Origin of the sequence: Achromobacter sp. Marseille-Q4962 (assembly GCF_943737005.1) — a bacterium.
Lineage (GTDB): Bacteria > Pseudomonadota > Gammaproteobacteria > Burkholderiales > Burkholderiaceae_B > Achromobacter.
The window spans coordinates 164,475-179,139 of sequence record NZ_CALSFU010000008.1; the positions used below are offsets into that span (position 1 = coordinate 164,475).

General features: G+C 69.7%; 14 protein-coding genes. 9 read left to right on the forward strand and 5 right to left on the reverse strand.

Annotated features, from left to right (window positions below; all coding sequences use genetic code 11):
* Nucleotides 1-2: 2 nt before the first annotated feature.
* The gene (locus NGJ44_RS09265) at nt 3-1,673 is read right to left on the reverse strand and encodes an ABC transporter permease (RefSeq protein WP_251863760.1); all 1,671 of its coding nucleotides are present in this window, start codon (nt 1,671-1,673) and stop codon (nt 3-5) included.
* 131 nt (nt 1,674-1,804) lie between these two features.
* Nucleotides 1,805-2,845 carry a Fe(3+) ABC transporter substrate-binding protein gene (locus NGJ44_RS09270; RefSeq protein ID WP_053244552.1) on the reverse strand — a complete coding sequence of 347 codons (1,041 nt, stop codon included), beginning with the start codon at nt 2,843-2,845 and terminating at the stop codon, nt 1,805-1,807.
* Nucleotides 2,846-3,118: 273 nt separating this feature from the next.
* Here NGJ44_RS09270 and NGJ44_RS09275 point away from each other — a divergent pair, with 273 nt between their 5' ends.
* The 6 genes from NGJ44_RS09275 to NGJ44_RS09300 all read left to right on the forward strand — a co-directional run bounded on the left by NGJ44_RS09275 (nt 3,119) and on the right by NGJ44_RS09300 (nt 8,154).
* Entirely contained in the window at nt 3,119-3,895 is a 777-nt protein-coding gene (locus NGJ44_RS09275) for a ferredoxin--NADP reductase (protein WP_053244553.1), read from the forward strand.
* A 185-nt stretch (nt 3,896-4,080) separates the two neighbouring features.
* Nucleotides 4,081-4,608 carry a 2,4'-dihydroxyacetophenone dioxygenase family protein gene (locus tag NGJ44_RS09280; protein WP_053244554.1) on the forward strand — a complete coding sequence of 176 codons (528 nt, stop codon included), beginning with the start codon at nt 4,081-4,083 and terminating at the stop codon, nt 4,606-4,608.
* A gap of 72 nt (nt 4,609-4,680) precedes the next feature.
* Complete coding sequence (locus tag NGJ44_RS09285; RefSeq protein ID WP_251863761.1) at nt 4,681-5,655, forward strand: tripartite tricarboxylate transporter substrate binding protein; 975 nt, start codon at nt 4,681-4,683, stop codon at nt 5,653-5,655.
* A gap of 31 nt (nt 5,656-5,686) precedes the next feature.
* Entirely contained in the window at nt 5,687-6,478 is a 792-nt protein-coding gene (locus tag NGJ44_RS09290) for an SDR family oxidoreductase (RefSeq protein WP_251863762.1), read from the forward strand.
* A 10-nt stretch (nt 6,479-6,488) separates the two neighbouring features.
* Entirely contained in the window at nt 6,489-7,208 is a 720-nt protein-coding gene (locus NGJ44_RS09295) for an SDR family NAD(P)-dependent oxidoreductase (RefSeq protein WP_251863763.1), read from the forward strand.
* Between the two features lie 187 nt (nt 7,209-7,395).
* Nucleotides 7,396-8,154 carry an IclR family transcriptional regulator gene (locus tag NGJ44_RS09300; RefSeq protein ID WP_235489274.1) on the forward strand — a complete coding sequence of 253 codons (759 nt, stop codon included), beginning with the start codon at nt 7,396-7,398 and terminating at the stop codon, nt 8,152-8,154.
* 44 nt (nt 8,155-8,198) lie between these two features.
* Here the strand turns inward: NGJ44_RS09300 and NGJ44_RS09305 are convergent, their stop codons facing one another.
* From NGJ44_RS09305 to NGJ44_RS09315, 3 genes are read right to left on the reverse strand one after another with little or no spacing between them, the layout of a single operon-like run.
* Nucleotides 8,199-9,164 (reverse strand): Bug family tripartite tricarboxylate transporter substrate binding protein, encoded by a 966-nt coding sequence (locus NGJ44_RS09305; RefSeq protein WP_251863764.1) that lies wholly within the window; start codon nt 9,162-9,164, stop codon nt 8,199-8,201.
* 40 nt (nt 9,165-9,204) lie between these two features.
* Nucleotides 9,205-9,594: an AtuA-related protein gene (locus NGJ44_RS09310; protein WP_053244550.1), complete on the reverse strand. Its 390-nt coding sequence runs from the start codon at nt 9,592-9,594 to the stop codon at nt 9,205-9,207.
* Between the two features lie 7 nt (nt 9,595-9,601).
* Nucleotides 9,602-10,948, reverse strand: coding sequence for an acyclic terpene utilization AtuA family protein (locus NGJ44_RS09315; RefSeq protein ID WP_251863765.1), 1,347 nt, complete (start codon nt 10,946-10,948; stop codon nt 9,602-9,604).
* Between the two features lie 164 nt (nt 10,949-11,112).
* Here NGJ44_RS09315 and NGJ44_RS09320 point away from each other — a divergent pair, with 164 nt between their 5' ends.
* From NGJ44_RS09320 to recG, 3 genes are all read left to right on the forward strand, one after another.
* On the forward strand, nt 11,113-12,024 hold the full coding sequence (locus NGJ44_RS09320) for a LysR family transcriptional regulator (RefSeq protein ID WP_251863766.1): 912 nt from the start codon (nt 11,113-11,115) through the stop codon (nt 12,022-12,024).
* Nucleotides 12,025-12,144: 120 nt separating this feature from the next.
* A complete protein-coding gene (locus NGJ44_RS09325; protein WP_053244549.1) occupies nt 12,145-12,531 on the forward strand; it encodes a Rid family detoxifying hydrolase in 387 nt (128 codons plus the stop codon).
* Nucleotides 12,532-12,567: 36 nt separating this feature from the next.
* A complete protein-coding gene (recG, locus tag NGJ44_RS09330) occupies nt 12,568-14,643 on the forward strand; it encodes an ATP-dependent DNA helicase RecG (RefSeq protein WP_502802121.1) in 2,076 nt (691 codons plus the stop codon).
* Nucleotides 14,644-14,665 lie beyond the last annotated feature (22 nt).

Genomic DNA, 14,665 nt, shown 5'->3' on the forward strand with positions numbered 1-14,665 from the left:
GTTCAATGTCCCATCTTGAGGTTGGTGCGGGCCAGCAGCACCACCGGCAGCAGGCCGGCCAGCACGATGGCCAGCGCGGCGACGGCGCCTTCTTCATAGGTGCCGCGCGCGGCCTCGGCGTACAGCCAGGTGGCCAGGGTATCGAAATTCATGGGACGCAGCAGCAGGGTGGCGGGCAGTTCTTTCATGGCGTCCACGAACACCAGCAGCGCGCTGGCCGCCAGCGCCGGGCGCAGCAGCGGCAGGTGCACGCGGCGCAGCGTGCCGGCGGAGGTTTCGCCCAGCAGGCGCGAGGCCTGTTCGAGCGAGGGCGGGATGCGCGCCAGGCCGGCCTCGATGGCGCCGGTGGAAATGGCGAGGAAGCGGATGGAATAGGCGCATACCAGCGCCGCCATGGAACCCATGAGCAAGAGGCCCGACCCGCCGAACACGCCCGCAATCGCGCGGTCTATCCAAACGAAGGGCGTGAGCAGGCCGATGGCCAGCACGGTGCCGGGCACGGCGTAGCCCAGGCTGGCGATGCGGCCGCAGGCCCGTCCCGGGTTGAAGACCGCGCTTTCGCGCAGGCTGCGGCCTGCCCAGGCCACGACCAGGCCGCACAGCAGCGTGACCACGGTGGCGCTGACGGCCACCGTCAGCGTGTTGCGCAGCCCCGCGAGCAGCTGGTCGGACACGCCGCCCACCAGATGCAGCCGCTTGTAGGTTTCCCAGACCAGGTAGAGGGCGGGCGCGGCAAAGCCGGCCAGCACCGGAATCCAGCCCAGCGCCGCGGCCAGGGCGGCGGCCGGCCCGCGCAGGCGGCGCGGCCGCATGGGGCGCATGCGCTGCGTGTTGGCGTAGCGCTGGCGGCGCCGGCCATGGCGTTCGAGCAGGATGAGGCCCACCACGAAGGCCAGCATGGTCAGGGCGATCTGCGCCGCGCCGGCCAGGTCCGAGCGCGTCACCCAGGTGGTGTAGACGGAGACGGTCAGGGTCTGCACGCCCAGGAACTCCGAGGCGCCGATGTCGTTCAGTGTTTCCAGCAGCGCGAGACTCACGCCCACGGCGATGGCCGGGCGCGCCAGGGGCAGGACGACGCGGAAGAAGACCTCGGCCCGGCCCGCGCCCAGGGTGCGCGCGGCTTCCAGCAGGCTGGCGGCCTGCGTCATGAACATGACCCGGGTGCTCAGGTACACGTAGGGGTAGAGCACGAAACCCAGCACGAAAATGGCCCCGCCTATCGAGCGCAGGTCGGGCAGGCGGAACTGGCGCGGGCTGTCGAAGCCCAGCACCGCGCGGATGGCCGACTGGATGGGCCCGATGGGGTGCAGCAGGTCCAGGTAGGCGAAGGCGATGATGTAGGTGGGCACCGCCAGGGGCAGCAGCAGCGCCCAGGTCAGGATGCGGCGCGAGGGAAAATCGTAGGCGGTCACCAGCCAGGCCGCGCCGGTGCCCAGCAGGCTGACGAGCACGCCGACGCCGGCGAGCAGCATTGCGGTGTTGGCGAGCGCCTGGGGCAGCACGTAGCTGGCCAGGTGGCGCCAATGCGCGAGGTCGCCGCCCAGCGCCCAGCCGGCGAGGGTGAGCAGGGGGGCCAGCACGGCCAGCGCGATGAGGCAGGCGCCGGCCAGCCAGCCGCCGCCGCGTTCGGTCAGGCGCAGGCGCAGCGGCCGGGGCAGGGAATGGGTATGCATGCTTCGGATGGGTTGGGCGCAAATGCGCGGACCGCCCGCGAGCGGGCGCCTGTCAGCCCCGGGGACGGCCGGCCGGGCAGGCCAGGAAAGAGCCGGGCCGCGCCCCGGGGGGAGCGCGGCCGCGTGGCGCGTCAGTTGTCGAAGCCGACCTTGTCCACCAGCTCGCTGGCCTGCTTGCGGTGCTTGGCGATCTCGGTGAGCGGCAGCGGATCGACCTTGAGCTCGCCGAAGCTGGCCACCACCGGGTCGAGCTTCACGCCCTTGCGCACGGGGTACTCGTAGTTGGCGCGCGCATACAGCGTCTGGGCCTGGTCGGAAACCAGGAAGTCCAGCAGCTTGACGGCGTTTTCCTTGTTGGGGGCGTGGGCGGCCACGGCCGCGCCGCTCACGTTGACGTGGGTGCCGCCGCTCTTGGCGTTGGCGAAGGTGGGGCGGATGACCTTGATGGCGTCGCCCCACTTGCGCGCGTCGGTGCCCGGCTCGGCGTTCTTCATGTGGCCCACGTAATAGGCGTTGGCCAGGCCGATGTCGCAGATGCCGCCCAGGATGTCGCGCGCCACGTCGCGGTCGCCGCCGGCGGCCTTGCGGGCCAGGTTGGCCTTGACGCCGCGCAGCCACTTTTCGGTGGCCTCGGCGCCGTCGTGGGCGATCATGGAGGCGACCAGCGCGGTGTTGTAGGGATGCTGGCCCGAGCGGATGCATACCTTGCCCTTCCATTTGGGATCGGCCAGGTCTTCGTAGCGGAAGCTGTCGAGCTTGAGGTCTTTTTCGACGTAGAGCACGCGGTCGCGCAGCGAGAGCGCGTACCATTTGCCGTCGGCGCCGCGCAGGTTGGCGGGAATGACGGATTCCAGCGTCTCGGACTTGATCGACTGGGTGACGCCGCCGTCGACCAGGTCGAGCAGGTTGCCGATGTCCACGGTCATGAGCACGTCGGCCGGGGACTTGTCGCCTTCGGCCTTGACGCGCTCCAGCAGGCCGTCCTTGACGAACACGGTGTTGACCTTGATGCCGCTCTCTTTGGTGAAGGCGTCGAGCAGGGGCTGGATCAGCTTGGGCTCGCGGGTGGTGTAGAGGCTGACTTCGCCGGCGGCCAGGGCGGACGCGGAGAAGGCGGCGGCGCCTGCCAGCGCGAGGGCGCGCAGCAGCGGATTCAGGAGAGGACGGGACATGGGGGAGGGCTCCTGCTAACGAAAACTATTATCAAGTGAGAGTCGGACGATAGCAGGAAGAAGAGGGGCGTTCAACTATTGGTAAGCTTGGACACGTCCGATTTGACTGTAGTCAAAATGGGCATAAGGGTATTACGGAATAATGAGAGCAATTATCATCGAGCCCTAGTACAATAGGGACAACCCTAATCCGGCCGCGTCCGTTCTTTTGTGCGATGCGGAAAAATCGTCCGGCAGGCGGGGCGCTTCGCCTGTCCCCAACGCAAATACCACATGGCTGCCTTCAATACCGAGCGCGTCCTGAGCGTGCACCACTGGAACGACACCCTCTTTTCCTTCAAAACCACGCGCGATGCGGCCCTGCGTTTCCATAACGGGCACTTCGTCATGATCGGCCTCGAAGTCGAAGGCAAGCCGCTGCTGCGCGCCTACAGCATCGCCAGCGCCAACTACGAGGAAAACCTCGAGTTCCTGAGCATCAAGGTGCAGAACGGCCCGCTCACGTCGCGGCTGCAACACCTCAAGGAAGGCGACACCATCCTGGTGAGCCGCAAGCCCGTGGGCACGCTGGTCGTGGACGATCTCAAGCCCGGCAAGCACCTGTACCTGTTCGGCACCGGCACCGGTCTGGCGCCCTTCATGAGCATCATCAAGGATCCGGACGTCTACGAGCGTTTCGAAAAGGTCGTGCTGGTGCACGGCGTGCGCTGGGTGAGCGAGCTGGCCTACGCCAACTACATCGAAAACGAGCTGCCCCGGAACGAATTCTTCGGCGAGCTGGTGCGCGACAAGCTCATCTACTATCCCACGGTCACGCGCGAACCGTTCCGCAACCAGGGCCGCATCACCCAGCTGCTGGAAAACGGCAAGCTGTGCGCAGATATCGGGCTGCCCCAGATCAACCCCGAAACCGACCGCGCCATGATCTGCGGCAGCCCCCACATGCTGGCCGACATCAGCGCCATGCTGGACAAGCGCGGCTTCGTGGTGTCGCCGGGCGTGGGCCAGCCGGGCGACTACGTGGTCGAGCGGGCGTTCGTGGAAAAATAGGCCGGCGTCTCTTCCCCTGGGCAGGAAACCCACCGCATCGCGGTGGGTTTTTTGTTTTGCGGGCCCGGAACGCGGGCGTTGCCGTGCCGCAGCTCAGGGTTAGCCCCGCTGTCGCGCGCGGGGGCTATTTTTATAATTCGTCCATAAAATAAACAAAATGTCCACTATATGGAAGGATCGAAACCATGCCAGCCGACCGGCCCGATGCCGAACCGCTCACCCCCTGCCAGTACCCGAATCCGCCCGAGGCCTTGCCCGAAATCGTGATTCCGCACGCCGTTCCCACCGATGAAAGGCTGTGGGTGCCGCAGGCCGAGAACGTGTGGTTCCGGCCGCTCTGTCTGAACGCCAGCCAGGGCTATTGGACGAACCTGCTGCGGGTGCGCAAGTCGGGCGTGCTCAGCCGCCACCGCCATCCGCAGGCCGTGCACGGCTTCGTGCTCAAGGGCCGCTGGCGCTACCTGGAACACGACTGGGAGGCGGTCGAAGGCAGCTACGTATTCGAGCCGCCCGGCGAAACGCACACGCTGTACGTTCCGCCCGAGGTCGAGGAAATGATTACGTACTTCCAGGTCAACGGCGTCATGTACTACACCGACCCGTGGGGAGCGGGCATGGGGTACGAAGACGTCTTCACCAAGATAGACATGTGCCGCAGGCACTACGCCGAAGCGGGCCTGGGCGAAGACTACGTGCGGCAGTTCATCCGCTGACGGCGCGGGGCCGGCGCGGCCCCGGGCGGTCCGGCTATCCACCCCGCAATACAAAAACGACACGGAGACATCATGAAACGTCGCGCGTTCAATCGCTGCATGCTTTCCGCGCTGCTCGGCGGCGCCGCCGCGCTGGCCGCCATTCCGGCGGCGCGGGCGCAGAACTTTCCCGGCCGTCCCATCGAACTCGTCGTGCCCTTTGCCGCGGGCGGGGGCACCGACGCCATGGCGCGCGCCATGAGCGATGCCTCGCGCGCCTACCTGCCTCAGCCCATCGTGGTGCTCAACAAGCCGGGCGCGGCCGGCGGCATCGGCCTGACCGAAGTCGCCAACAGCAATCCCGACGGCTACAAGCTGGCGCTGGTGACGGCGGACATGGTCATCATTCCGCACCTGGGCCTGACCAGGACGACCTACGACAAGTTCACGCCCATCATCCAGCTCAATGCCGATCCCTCGGCGATCACGGTCAGGGCCGATTCGCCCTACGACACCATAGAAGCATTCCTGGCCGCCGCGCGCGCCAGGCCGGAAAGCATGCAGGTGGGCAATGCGGGCATCGGCTCGATCTGGCACCTGGCCGCCGCCGCCCTGGAGGACAAGACCGGCGCCAGGTTCAACCATATTCCGTTCAACGGCGGCAATCCGGCGGTGCTGGCCCTGCTGGGAGGCCACATCGACGCGGTGGCCGTCAGCCCCGCCGAGGTCATGCAGTACGTCAAGGCCGGCAAGCTCAAGCCGCTGGCCGTCATGGCCGACGAGCGCGTGCCCGGGTTCGAGAACGTGCCCACGCTGAAGGAGCGCAACATCGACCTGTCCATCGGCACGTGGCGCGGCATCGCCGCGCCCAAGGGTACGCCGCAGCCGGTGCTGGACGTGCTCGGCGCCGCGTTCCGCAAGGCGGCGGCCGAAGACGGCCTGAAGCGGTTCATGGCGGAGCAGAACCTGGGCTACGTGGTGGCCGACCAGCCGGCTTTTACGGCGCTGATGGAGCGGGATAATGCGACGTTCAAGGGCCTCATCGAAAAATTCGGCATGCGCCCATAGGCCGCCCGCCGCACGGACAAGGAGCAAGAGGATGGATCTGGGCATCAGCGGCAAGACCGCGCTGGTGGGAGGCGCCAGCAAGGGGCTGGGCTATGGCTGCGCGCTCGCCCTGGTGCGCGAAGGCGTGAACGTGGTGATTGTCGCCCGGGGCGCCGAGGCGCTGGAGGCCGCGCGCCAGCGGCTGCTGCGGGAGCGGCCGCGCAGCGACGGTTTCGTGACGGCCGTGACGGCCGACATCACCACGCCGAGGGGCCGCGAGGCGGTCTTCGCGGCGCATCGGGACTACGACATCGTGGTCACCAACGCCGGCGGGCCGCCGCCGGGCGATTTCCGCGACTGGGACCGGCAGGACTGGCTGAGCGCGGTCGAGGCGAACATGCTGACTCCCATCGAGCTCATCAAGGCCACGGTGGACGGCATGGCCGAGCGCGGTTTCGGCCGCATCGTCAACATCACATCCAGCGCGGTGAAGGCGCCCATCGATATCCTGGGCTTGTCCAACGGCGCCCGCAGCGGCCTGACCGGCTTCGTGGCGGGCGTGGCGCGCAGCAGCGTCGCGGCCCGCGGCGTGACCATCAACAACCTGCTGCCCGGCGCTTTCGCCACCGACCGGCTGGAGTCCAGCCTCGCGGCCTCGGCGGCCAGGGCGGGGCAGGGCGTGGATGCCCTGCGGGCCGCGCGCGAGGCGGCCATTCCCGCCAGGCGCTTCGGCAATGCCGAAGAGTTCGGCGCCATCTGCGCCTTCCTGTGCAGCGTGCATGCGGCGTACGTCACCGGCCAGAATGTGCTGGCCGACGGCGGCGCCTATCCCGGTACTTTCTGAGCGAGCAGGCATGACGTTCCAAGCGGATTTATTCGCCGGCAAGACGGCGCTGGTGACTGGCGCCACGCAGGGCATCGGCGCGGCCGTCGCCAACCGGCTCGCCGCACTGGGGGCGCGCACGGTGGCCGCCGGCCTGCGCCCGGAGGCGGACCAGCTGGACCCGGGTATCGAGGTGCGCATCGGCGACGTGAGCCGGGCGGAGGACGTAGACCGCCTGCTGCGCGGCCTGGACGAGTTGGACATCGTGGTCAACTGCGCCGGCGTCATCCGGCGCGGGGCGGAGCACGACCCGGCGGTTTTCGAGCAGGTGGTGGCCGTCAACCTGACCGGCACGATGCGCGTATGCAGCGCCGCCCGCGAACGCCTGGCGCGGCGCGGCGGCTGCATCGTGAACACGGCTTCCATGCTGAGCTTCTTCGGCGGCTCGCTCGTTCCCGCGTATGCCGCCAGCAAAGGCGGCGTAGCGCAATTGACCAAGTCGCTGGCGCTGGCCTATGCCGCCGACGGGGTGCGCGTCAATGCCGTGGCGCCGGGCTGGATCGCCACGCCGCTGACCCAGGCGCTGCAGGACGACCCCCAGCGCGCCGGCCCCATCCTGCAGCGCACGCCGCTGGGGCGCTGGGGCCGGCCGGAGGACGTGGCGGAAGGCGTGGTCTTTCTGTGCACGCCCGCGGCTGCGTTCATGACCGGCGTGATCCTGCCGATCGACGGCGGCTACCTGGCGGCCTGAGGGCCGCCGCGCAACCGCCTGCGGGCGTTTGCGGGGATAATGGCGAAGCCGGCCGCCCGCGCGGCGCGGCTTCGCTTTCTCAGCCTGCCTGTCCGCCTACGCCACGCTTTCCGCCATGCAAGATTCCCAGCCCGTTGCCAGACCGCCCGCCGCGAAGGTGGCGGGAACCGCCGCTTTTTCGAAATTCATGCACGTGCTGCAGGTGGTGGCCGACACGCCCGAACCGATGACCGTGGCCGAGCTCAGCAAGGTCAGCGGCTATCCGCGTCCCACCGTCTACCGCACGGTGGCCGCCCTGGTCGCCGAGCGGCTGCTGGCCGAACATCCCGGCACCGGCAGGCTCACGCTGGGCCCTCGCCTGATCCAGCTGGCCAGCCGCAGCTGGGCGCGATCGGAAATGCGCCTGGCCGCGGTCGAAGACCTGAAGCACCTGCGGGACGCCACGGGCGAAACCGTGCACCTGGCCGTGCCCAACGGCCCGCACATGGTCTATATCGAGAAACTGGAAAGCCCCAGCGTCGTGCAGATGAATTCGCGCATCGGCACCAATGTCTGCATGCACTCGACGGCGGTGGGCAAGGCGTACCTGGCGATGCTGGACGAGGCCGCGCTCCAGGCCGCCCTGGACCTGCTGCCCCGGCCCTTTGCCCGCCACACGCCCAATACGGTGAAAGACGTGGCGGACCTGCGCAAGCAGCTGGACCGGGTGCGTGAGCGGGGCTGGGCCGCGGACGAGGAAGAGAACGAGGCCGGGATCCACTGCTTCGGCGCGCCCATCTTCGGGCCCGACGGCGCGCCGGTGGCCGCCATCAGCGTCAGCACGCTGCGTTTCCGCCAGAAGCCCGACCCGGAGGCCGCCTATGTGGCGCCGCTGCTGCAAGCCTGCCGTTCCATCACGCAGCGCATCGCCGGCAGCCCCATGCTGTCGGCCCGGGACGTGCTTTAGGGCCTGTCAACGCCAAGAGAAGCCCCGCGCGGGCCCCGCGTCGTTCATTCGGGCTGGATGCCCGCCTTCTCGATGATGTCGCCCCACTTCTTCGATTCGGCCTGCTGGAACTTCGCCAGTTCGTCGGGCGTGGACGTGGCGGGGTCGGTGCCGGTCTGCGCATAGAACTGTTTGGCGGGCGCGGTCTGCGTGGCTTGCACCAGCAATTCGTTCAGGCGCTCGACCACGTCGGGCGGCGTTCCGGCCGGCGCGTAGGCGGCGAACCAGTAGCCCATCTCGTAGCCCGGCACGCCGGCTTCGGCGATGGTGGGCACGTCCGGCGCCAGCGCCGACCGCGCCAGGCCGGTGACGCCCAGGGCGCGCAGTTTGCCGGATTTGACCTGGGGCAGGCCGGTGGCGGTGTCGGTGATCATCATGTCGATCTGGCCGCCCAGCAGGTCGGTGATGGCGAGCGGGTTGCTCTTGTAGGGCACGTGCAGCAGCTTGATGTCGGCCATCTGCTGCAGCAGCTCGCCGGCGATGCGGCTGCTGGAACTGCCGCTGCCGAAGCTCAGCTTGCCCGGGTTCTTGCGCGCCTGGTCCAGGAAATCGCCTACCGTCCTGGCGGGCGAGGAGGGGTTGACCACCATGATCTGCCCGCCCTTGCCCAGCAGCGTCAGCGGCGCGTAGTCCCTGACCGGATCGTAGGTGAGCGTCTTGTAGAGATGCTCGTTGGCCGCGTGGGTGGTGTTGGTGGTGATGAGGACGGTGTAGCCGTCGGGCGCGGCGCGGGCGGCGGCCGCCGCGCCTATCATCGCGCTCGCGCCCGGCTTGTTCTCGATGACCACGGCCTGGCCGGTCTGTTCGGTCACGCCCTGGCCGATGGCGCGGCCGATCTGGTCGGTGGCGCTGCCGGCGGCGAACGGCACGATGAAGGTGATGGGCCTGGACGGGAAATCCCGTGCCTGCGCGCCCAGCGGCAGCGCGGCGGCCAGCAGGGCGGCGAGGGGGAGCTTGAGAAAAAGGCGCATGGGGTTGTCTCCGTGTGTTTGTGTGTGTTGTATGCCCGGTTCAGGCGGGCGGGGGATGGTCGCCGGGAATGCCGGGCAGCCGGCGGGCGAGTTCGGCGCTGACCTGCACGGGCAGGTCCAGCAGCCGGAACGACAGGCTCTTGCCGTGGGCGTCCAGGTTCAGCGCGTTGTTGACGCCGCCGTCCAGCACGTCTTCCAGCACGAAATTCATGGCGTGCAGCAGCGGCAGCTCGTAGCGGCTCACGCGGGCCGGGCGCCGGCAGGCGAACCATTCGGCCACGCGCGCGGCCGTGACCTGTTCACGGATCACGGCGTAGCACGCTTCGTCCCAGGCGATCAGGCTGAGGTTCGAGGTGTTGCCCTTGTCGCCGGAGCGGCTGTGCGCCAGGCGGTAGAGCGGGACGGACAGTTGCGCGGATGGGGCGTTCATGCGCGGGTCACTCCAGGAAGGTCCAGCCGCTTTCGACGGCAGCGCGTTCAATGGTGCAGGACATCATGTACAGGCGCGGCCGCAGCGCGGTGCGCACGCCGCCGCCGCCCGCCGGGCCGCAGGTATAGAGCGCCGTGACTTCGCGCAGCACCCGTTCGGCCTGGGCGCGGTCGGGATGCTCGGCGGCCAGGCGCAGGCGCACGTCGCGCCGGCCGGAATCGGGCAGGCCGGCCAGCATCCGGCCGTCGTCGTCGCCCAGGATGCTGAGCGCACCGATGAGGTCGGCGCGCAGCTTCAGGTCCGCGCCGATGCGCCGGCGCACGATGTCGGCGGCGAGCCGCGCGCGGGCCTCGGCCTGCACGCCCGCGTAGGAGATCTCGGCTTCGGCGAGCCATCCGCCCTGGTAGCACACGTTGACCTTCAGCTCGTCGGGGCGGGCATGGCCGGTAACGCCGTGCACCGCCACGCGGTCGCCGCCCAGTTCCTCGACCCGGGCCTGGCTGAGGTCGGCCACCACGTCGGGCGTGTAGTAGCGGGCCGGATCGTGCACCTCGTAGAGCAGCTGTTCCTTGACGGTGCGCGCGTTCACCGCGCCGCCGGTGCCGTCGGCCTTGAAGACCGAAAACCCGCCGTCGGCGTCGATTTCGGCGATGGGGAAGCCCGCCCGATGCACGTCGGGCACTTCCTTCAGGCCGGGCACGCAAAAATAGCCGCCGGTGACCTGCAGCCCGCATTCGAGCAGGTGCCCGGCGATGGTGGCGCGGCCCAGCCTCGGCCAATCGTCCAGGCGCCAGCCGAAATGCGCCAGGGCCGGGCCCAGCGTGAGGGAGGGGTCGGCCACGCGCCCGGCCACCACCACATCGGCGCCGGCCTGCAGGGCCTGTGCGATTTCCGTGGCGCCGAGATAGGCGTTGGCGCTGACGACCTCCACGCCGTCCAGCGCCGCGCCCAGGCGCGAACGCAGCAGGGCGCGCTGCGCCTGGCCGTCCAGCGCGTCGCCGTGCACCACGGCGATGCGGGGCGGACGCAGCCCGGCCTGCCGCGCCAGCTCCGCGATGCGCCTGGCGGCGCCGCGGGGGTTGGCCGCGCCGAAATTGCTAACGATGCGGATGCCGTGCCGCAGGCAGTCGGCCAGCACGGGAGCGACCAGATCGTCGAGCAGGGGTTCATAGCCGGCGTCGGGGTTGGCGTTGCGCGCGAGCTGGGCCAGGGCGAGCGTGCGTTCGGCCAGGGTTTCGAAGATCAGCGTGCCGCCGCCGCGCGCGGCCAGCGTGCGCACCACGGCTGCGGCGCCGTCGCTGCGGTCGCCCGAAAAGCCGCTGGCGCAGCCGACGAGCAGGGGTGTCTGGGGCATGTCGGTGTTCCACGGAGCGGCGCGCGGTCCGCGCGCCGGCGGTAGGAAAGGTCTGGCTTCCGTGCCGCCGGTCCTGCCGGCGCGGAGGCGGGTTCCGGGACACTATAGGCAGCGCCGGTTCATACGTAAAATAGAAAAATCAGATCAATTAATCCAGAAAATCCATGAATCTCTCCGCCCGGCAGCTGCGCGCCTTCGTGGCGCTGGCCGAAGAACGCCATTTCACGCGGGCCGCGCAGCGCTGCCATCTGACCCAGCCCGCGTTCAGCGCGTTGATCCGCTCGCTGGAGGAAAGCGCGGGGCTGCGCCTCTTCGACCGCAGCACCCGCCACGTCGAGCTCACCGCCGAAGGGCGCGTGCTCGACGCGTCGGCGCGCCGGCTGCTGGCCGACATGGAGCTGGTCATGGGCGATCTGCGCGACCATGCGGCGCGCCGCCGGGGCAGGGTGGCGCTGGCGGCGCTGCCCTCGCTGGCCGCGGGCTGGCTGCCCGGACTGCTGGCCCGCTTCCGCGCCGGGCATCCCGGCATCGCGGTGGATCTGCGCGACGCCTTGCTGGACCCGTGCCTGGACATGGTGCGCGACGGCGTGGCGGATTTCGCGGTGGCCTCGCGCCGGCCCGACATGCAGGATCTGGACAGCGAATTCCTCTACGCCGACCGCTATTTCCTGGTGTGCCGGGCCGACCATCCGCTGGCCTCGGCGGGGCGCGCGCGGCTGCGCGACGTGGCGCGGCATCCGATGATCCAGCTCGCGCGCAACAGCAGCGTGCGCAAGCACCTGGACGCGGCGATGGGGGCGGACGCGCCGGCCCCGGTGTTCGAGGTGGAGCACCTGGCCACCGTGACCGGGCTGGTGCGGGCGGGCCTGGGCGTGGCCGTGGTGCCGGCCATGACGCTGTTCCACTTCGGCGGCCCCGAGCTGCGCATTGTGCCCCTGGCGGGCCGGCCCCTGACCCGGCCGCTCTATCTGGTGCGCCGCCAGGGACGCACGCTGCCGCTGGCGGCGCAGTCGCTGTGGGAGCTGCTGGCGGCCCACCGGGGCGACATCGGCGGCGCGGGCGGGCGCGAGGGTTGAGCCGGACCGGCCCGAGCGTGGGGGGCGCATCGTGCGCATGCCGTACTTTCGCGGACGGCTATTGGTGATTAAACTTCGATAGTTGCAGCCGCAGGCTGCCCCCAATCGAGGATTCCGCCCATGAGCAAGCAGATCATCCATACCGATGCCGCGCCGGCCGCCGTCGGCCCCTACTCGCAAGCGGTAGCCGCCACCGGCGCCAAGACCGTCTACCTCTCCGGCCAGATCGGCCTGGAGCCCGGCACCGGGGACCTGGTTTCCGAGAATTTCGACGCCCAGGTGCGCCAGGCATTCGCCAATATGCAGGAAGTCATCAAGGAAGCCGGCGGCACGCTGGACAACGTGGTCAAGCTCACGCTGTACCTCACCGACCTGGGCAAGTTCACCGCCGCCAACGCCATCATGGCCGAGATCATTCCGCAGCCGTTCCCGGCCCGCTCCACGGTGGGCGTGGCGAGCCTGCCCAAGGGCGCGCAGTTCGAGGTCGAAGCCATCATGGTGCTCTAGGCGCCGGGGTTCCAGGGCAACGAGGGCACGCGCTTCATGACGGCCGCGGCCGTGGCTGGCGGGCAGTCTGCCGCCCGCAAACCCATGACGGATACGGAACGCAAGTTCCGGAATCTGGGGCTGGTGCTGCCCGAGGACTTCATCCTGCACCTGCCGCTGCGCTACGAGGACGAAACCCGGGTCGTGCCGATCGCCTCGCTGCGGCCCGGCGCGCCCGCCCAGGTCGAAGGCCGGATCGTCAGGTCGGAAGTGCTTTACCGGCCGCGCCGCCAACTGACGGCTACCCTGGCCGACGAAACCGGCGAGCTGCAGCTGCGCTGGCTGAACTTCTACCCCAGCCAGCAGAAACAGCTCGCCGCCGGCAAGCGGCTGCGCGCGCGGGGCGAGGTGCGGGGCGGCCTGTTCGGCCGCGAAATGGTGCATCCGCGCATGAGCAGCGCCGACACGCCGCTGCCCACGGCGCTCACGCCCGTCTATCCCAGCACCGAGGGCCTGCCCCAGCCGGTATTGCGGCGCGCCATCGCGCAGGCGCTGGACCGCGCCGACCTGTCCGACACGCTGCCGGAAGCGGCGCGGGAACGCTACGGGCTGATGCCGTTCGAACCCGCGATCCGCGCGCTGCACACGCCCGCGCAGGGCGAACCCGAACAGGCGCTGCTCGACCGGGTGCATCCGGCCTGGCGGCGCATCAAGTTCGACGAGCTGCTGGCCCAGCAGTTGTCGCTGGCGGCGGCGCGCGCCGCCCGCCGCGTCAAGGAAGCCGAGCCGCTGCCCGCGCGCACTGCGCGGGGCGGGCTGGTGGACCGACTGTACGAAGCCCTTCCTTTCAGGCTCACCGGCGCCCAGGAGCGCGTGGTGCGCGAAATCTCGGCCGACCTGGCCAAGCCCTATCCCATGCACCGCCTGCTGCAGGGCGACGTGGGCAGCGGCAAGACCGTGGTGGCGGCCATCGCGGCGGCGCAGGCCATCGAGGCCGGCGCCCAGGTGGCCCTGATGGCGCCCACGGAAATCCTGGCCGAGCAGCATTTCCGCAAGCTGGTCGCATGGCTGCAGCCGCTGGGCGTGAACGTGGCCTGGCTCAGCGGCAGCCTGAGCGCCAAGGCGCGCCGCGAAGCGGCCGCGGCGGCGGCCGACGGCAGCGTGCAGCTCGTGGTGGGCACGCAGGCGCTGATCCAGGACCACGTCGAATTCCACCGCCTGGGCCTGTCCATCGTGGACGAGCAGCACCGCTTCGGCGTGGGCCAGCGCTTGGCGCTGACCCGCAAGGGCGAGACGGTGCGCGGGCGCATCGTGCCGCACCAGCTCAACATGAGCGCCACGCCCATTCCGCGCACCCTGGCCATGACATTCTTTGCCGACCTCGACGTGTCGGTCATCGACGAGCTTCCGCCCGGGCGCACGCCGGTGGTGACCAAGCTGGTGTCGGACGCGCGCCGCGACGAAGTGATCGCGCATGTGGCCCAGGCCGCCCGCGCCGGCCGGCAGGCCTACTGGGTCTGTCCGCTGGTCGAGGAAAGCGAGGCGCTCGAGCTGCAGACGGCGGTGGACACCTACGAAGGCATGCGGGCCGACCTGCCCGACCTGCGCATCGGCCTGGTGCACGGCCGCCTGCCGCAGAGCGAGAAGGCCGCCGTCATGCAGGCTTTCCGCGACGGCGCGATCGACCTGCTGGTGGCGACCACCGTGATCGAAGTGGGCGTGGACGTGCCCAACGCCTCGCTCATGGTGATCGAGCACGCCGAGCGTTTCGGCCTGGCCCAACTGCACCAGCTGCGCGGCCGGGTGGGGCGCGGCACGGCCGAATCGGTATGCGTGCTGCTGTACCAGACGCCGCTGTCGCAGATCGCGCGCGAGCGGCTGCGCGCCATGTTCGAGACGTCCGACGGTTTCGAGATTGCGCGGCGCGACCTGGAGCAGCGCGGACCGGGCGAGTTCCTGGGCACGCGGCAGTCGGGCATGGCCCTGCTGCGTTTCGCCGATCTTGAAACCGACGCCGCCATTGCCGAAGACGCGCGCGAGGCGGCCGGCTGGCTGCGGGCCGAACATCCCGAGGCGGTGGCGGCCCACCTGGCGCGCTGGATGCGCGGGCGCGAGGATTTCCTGCGTACATGACCATGCCTCAATTCATGCAACT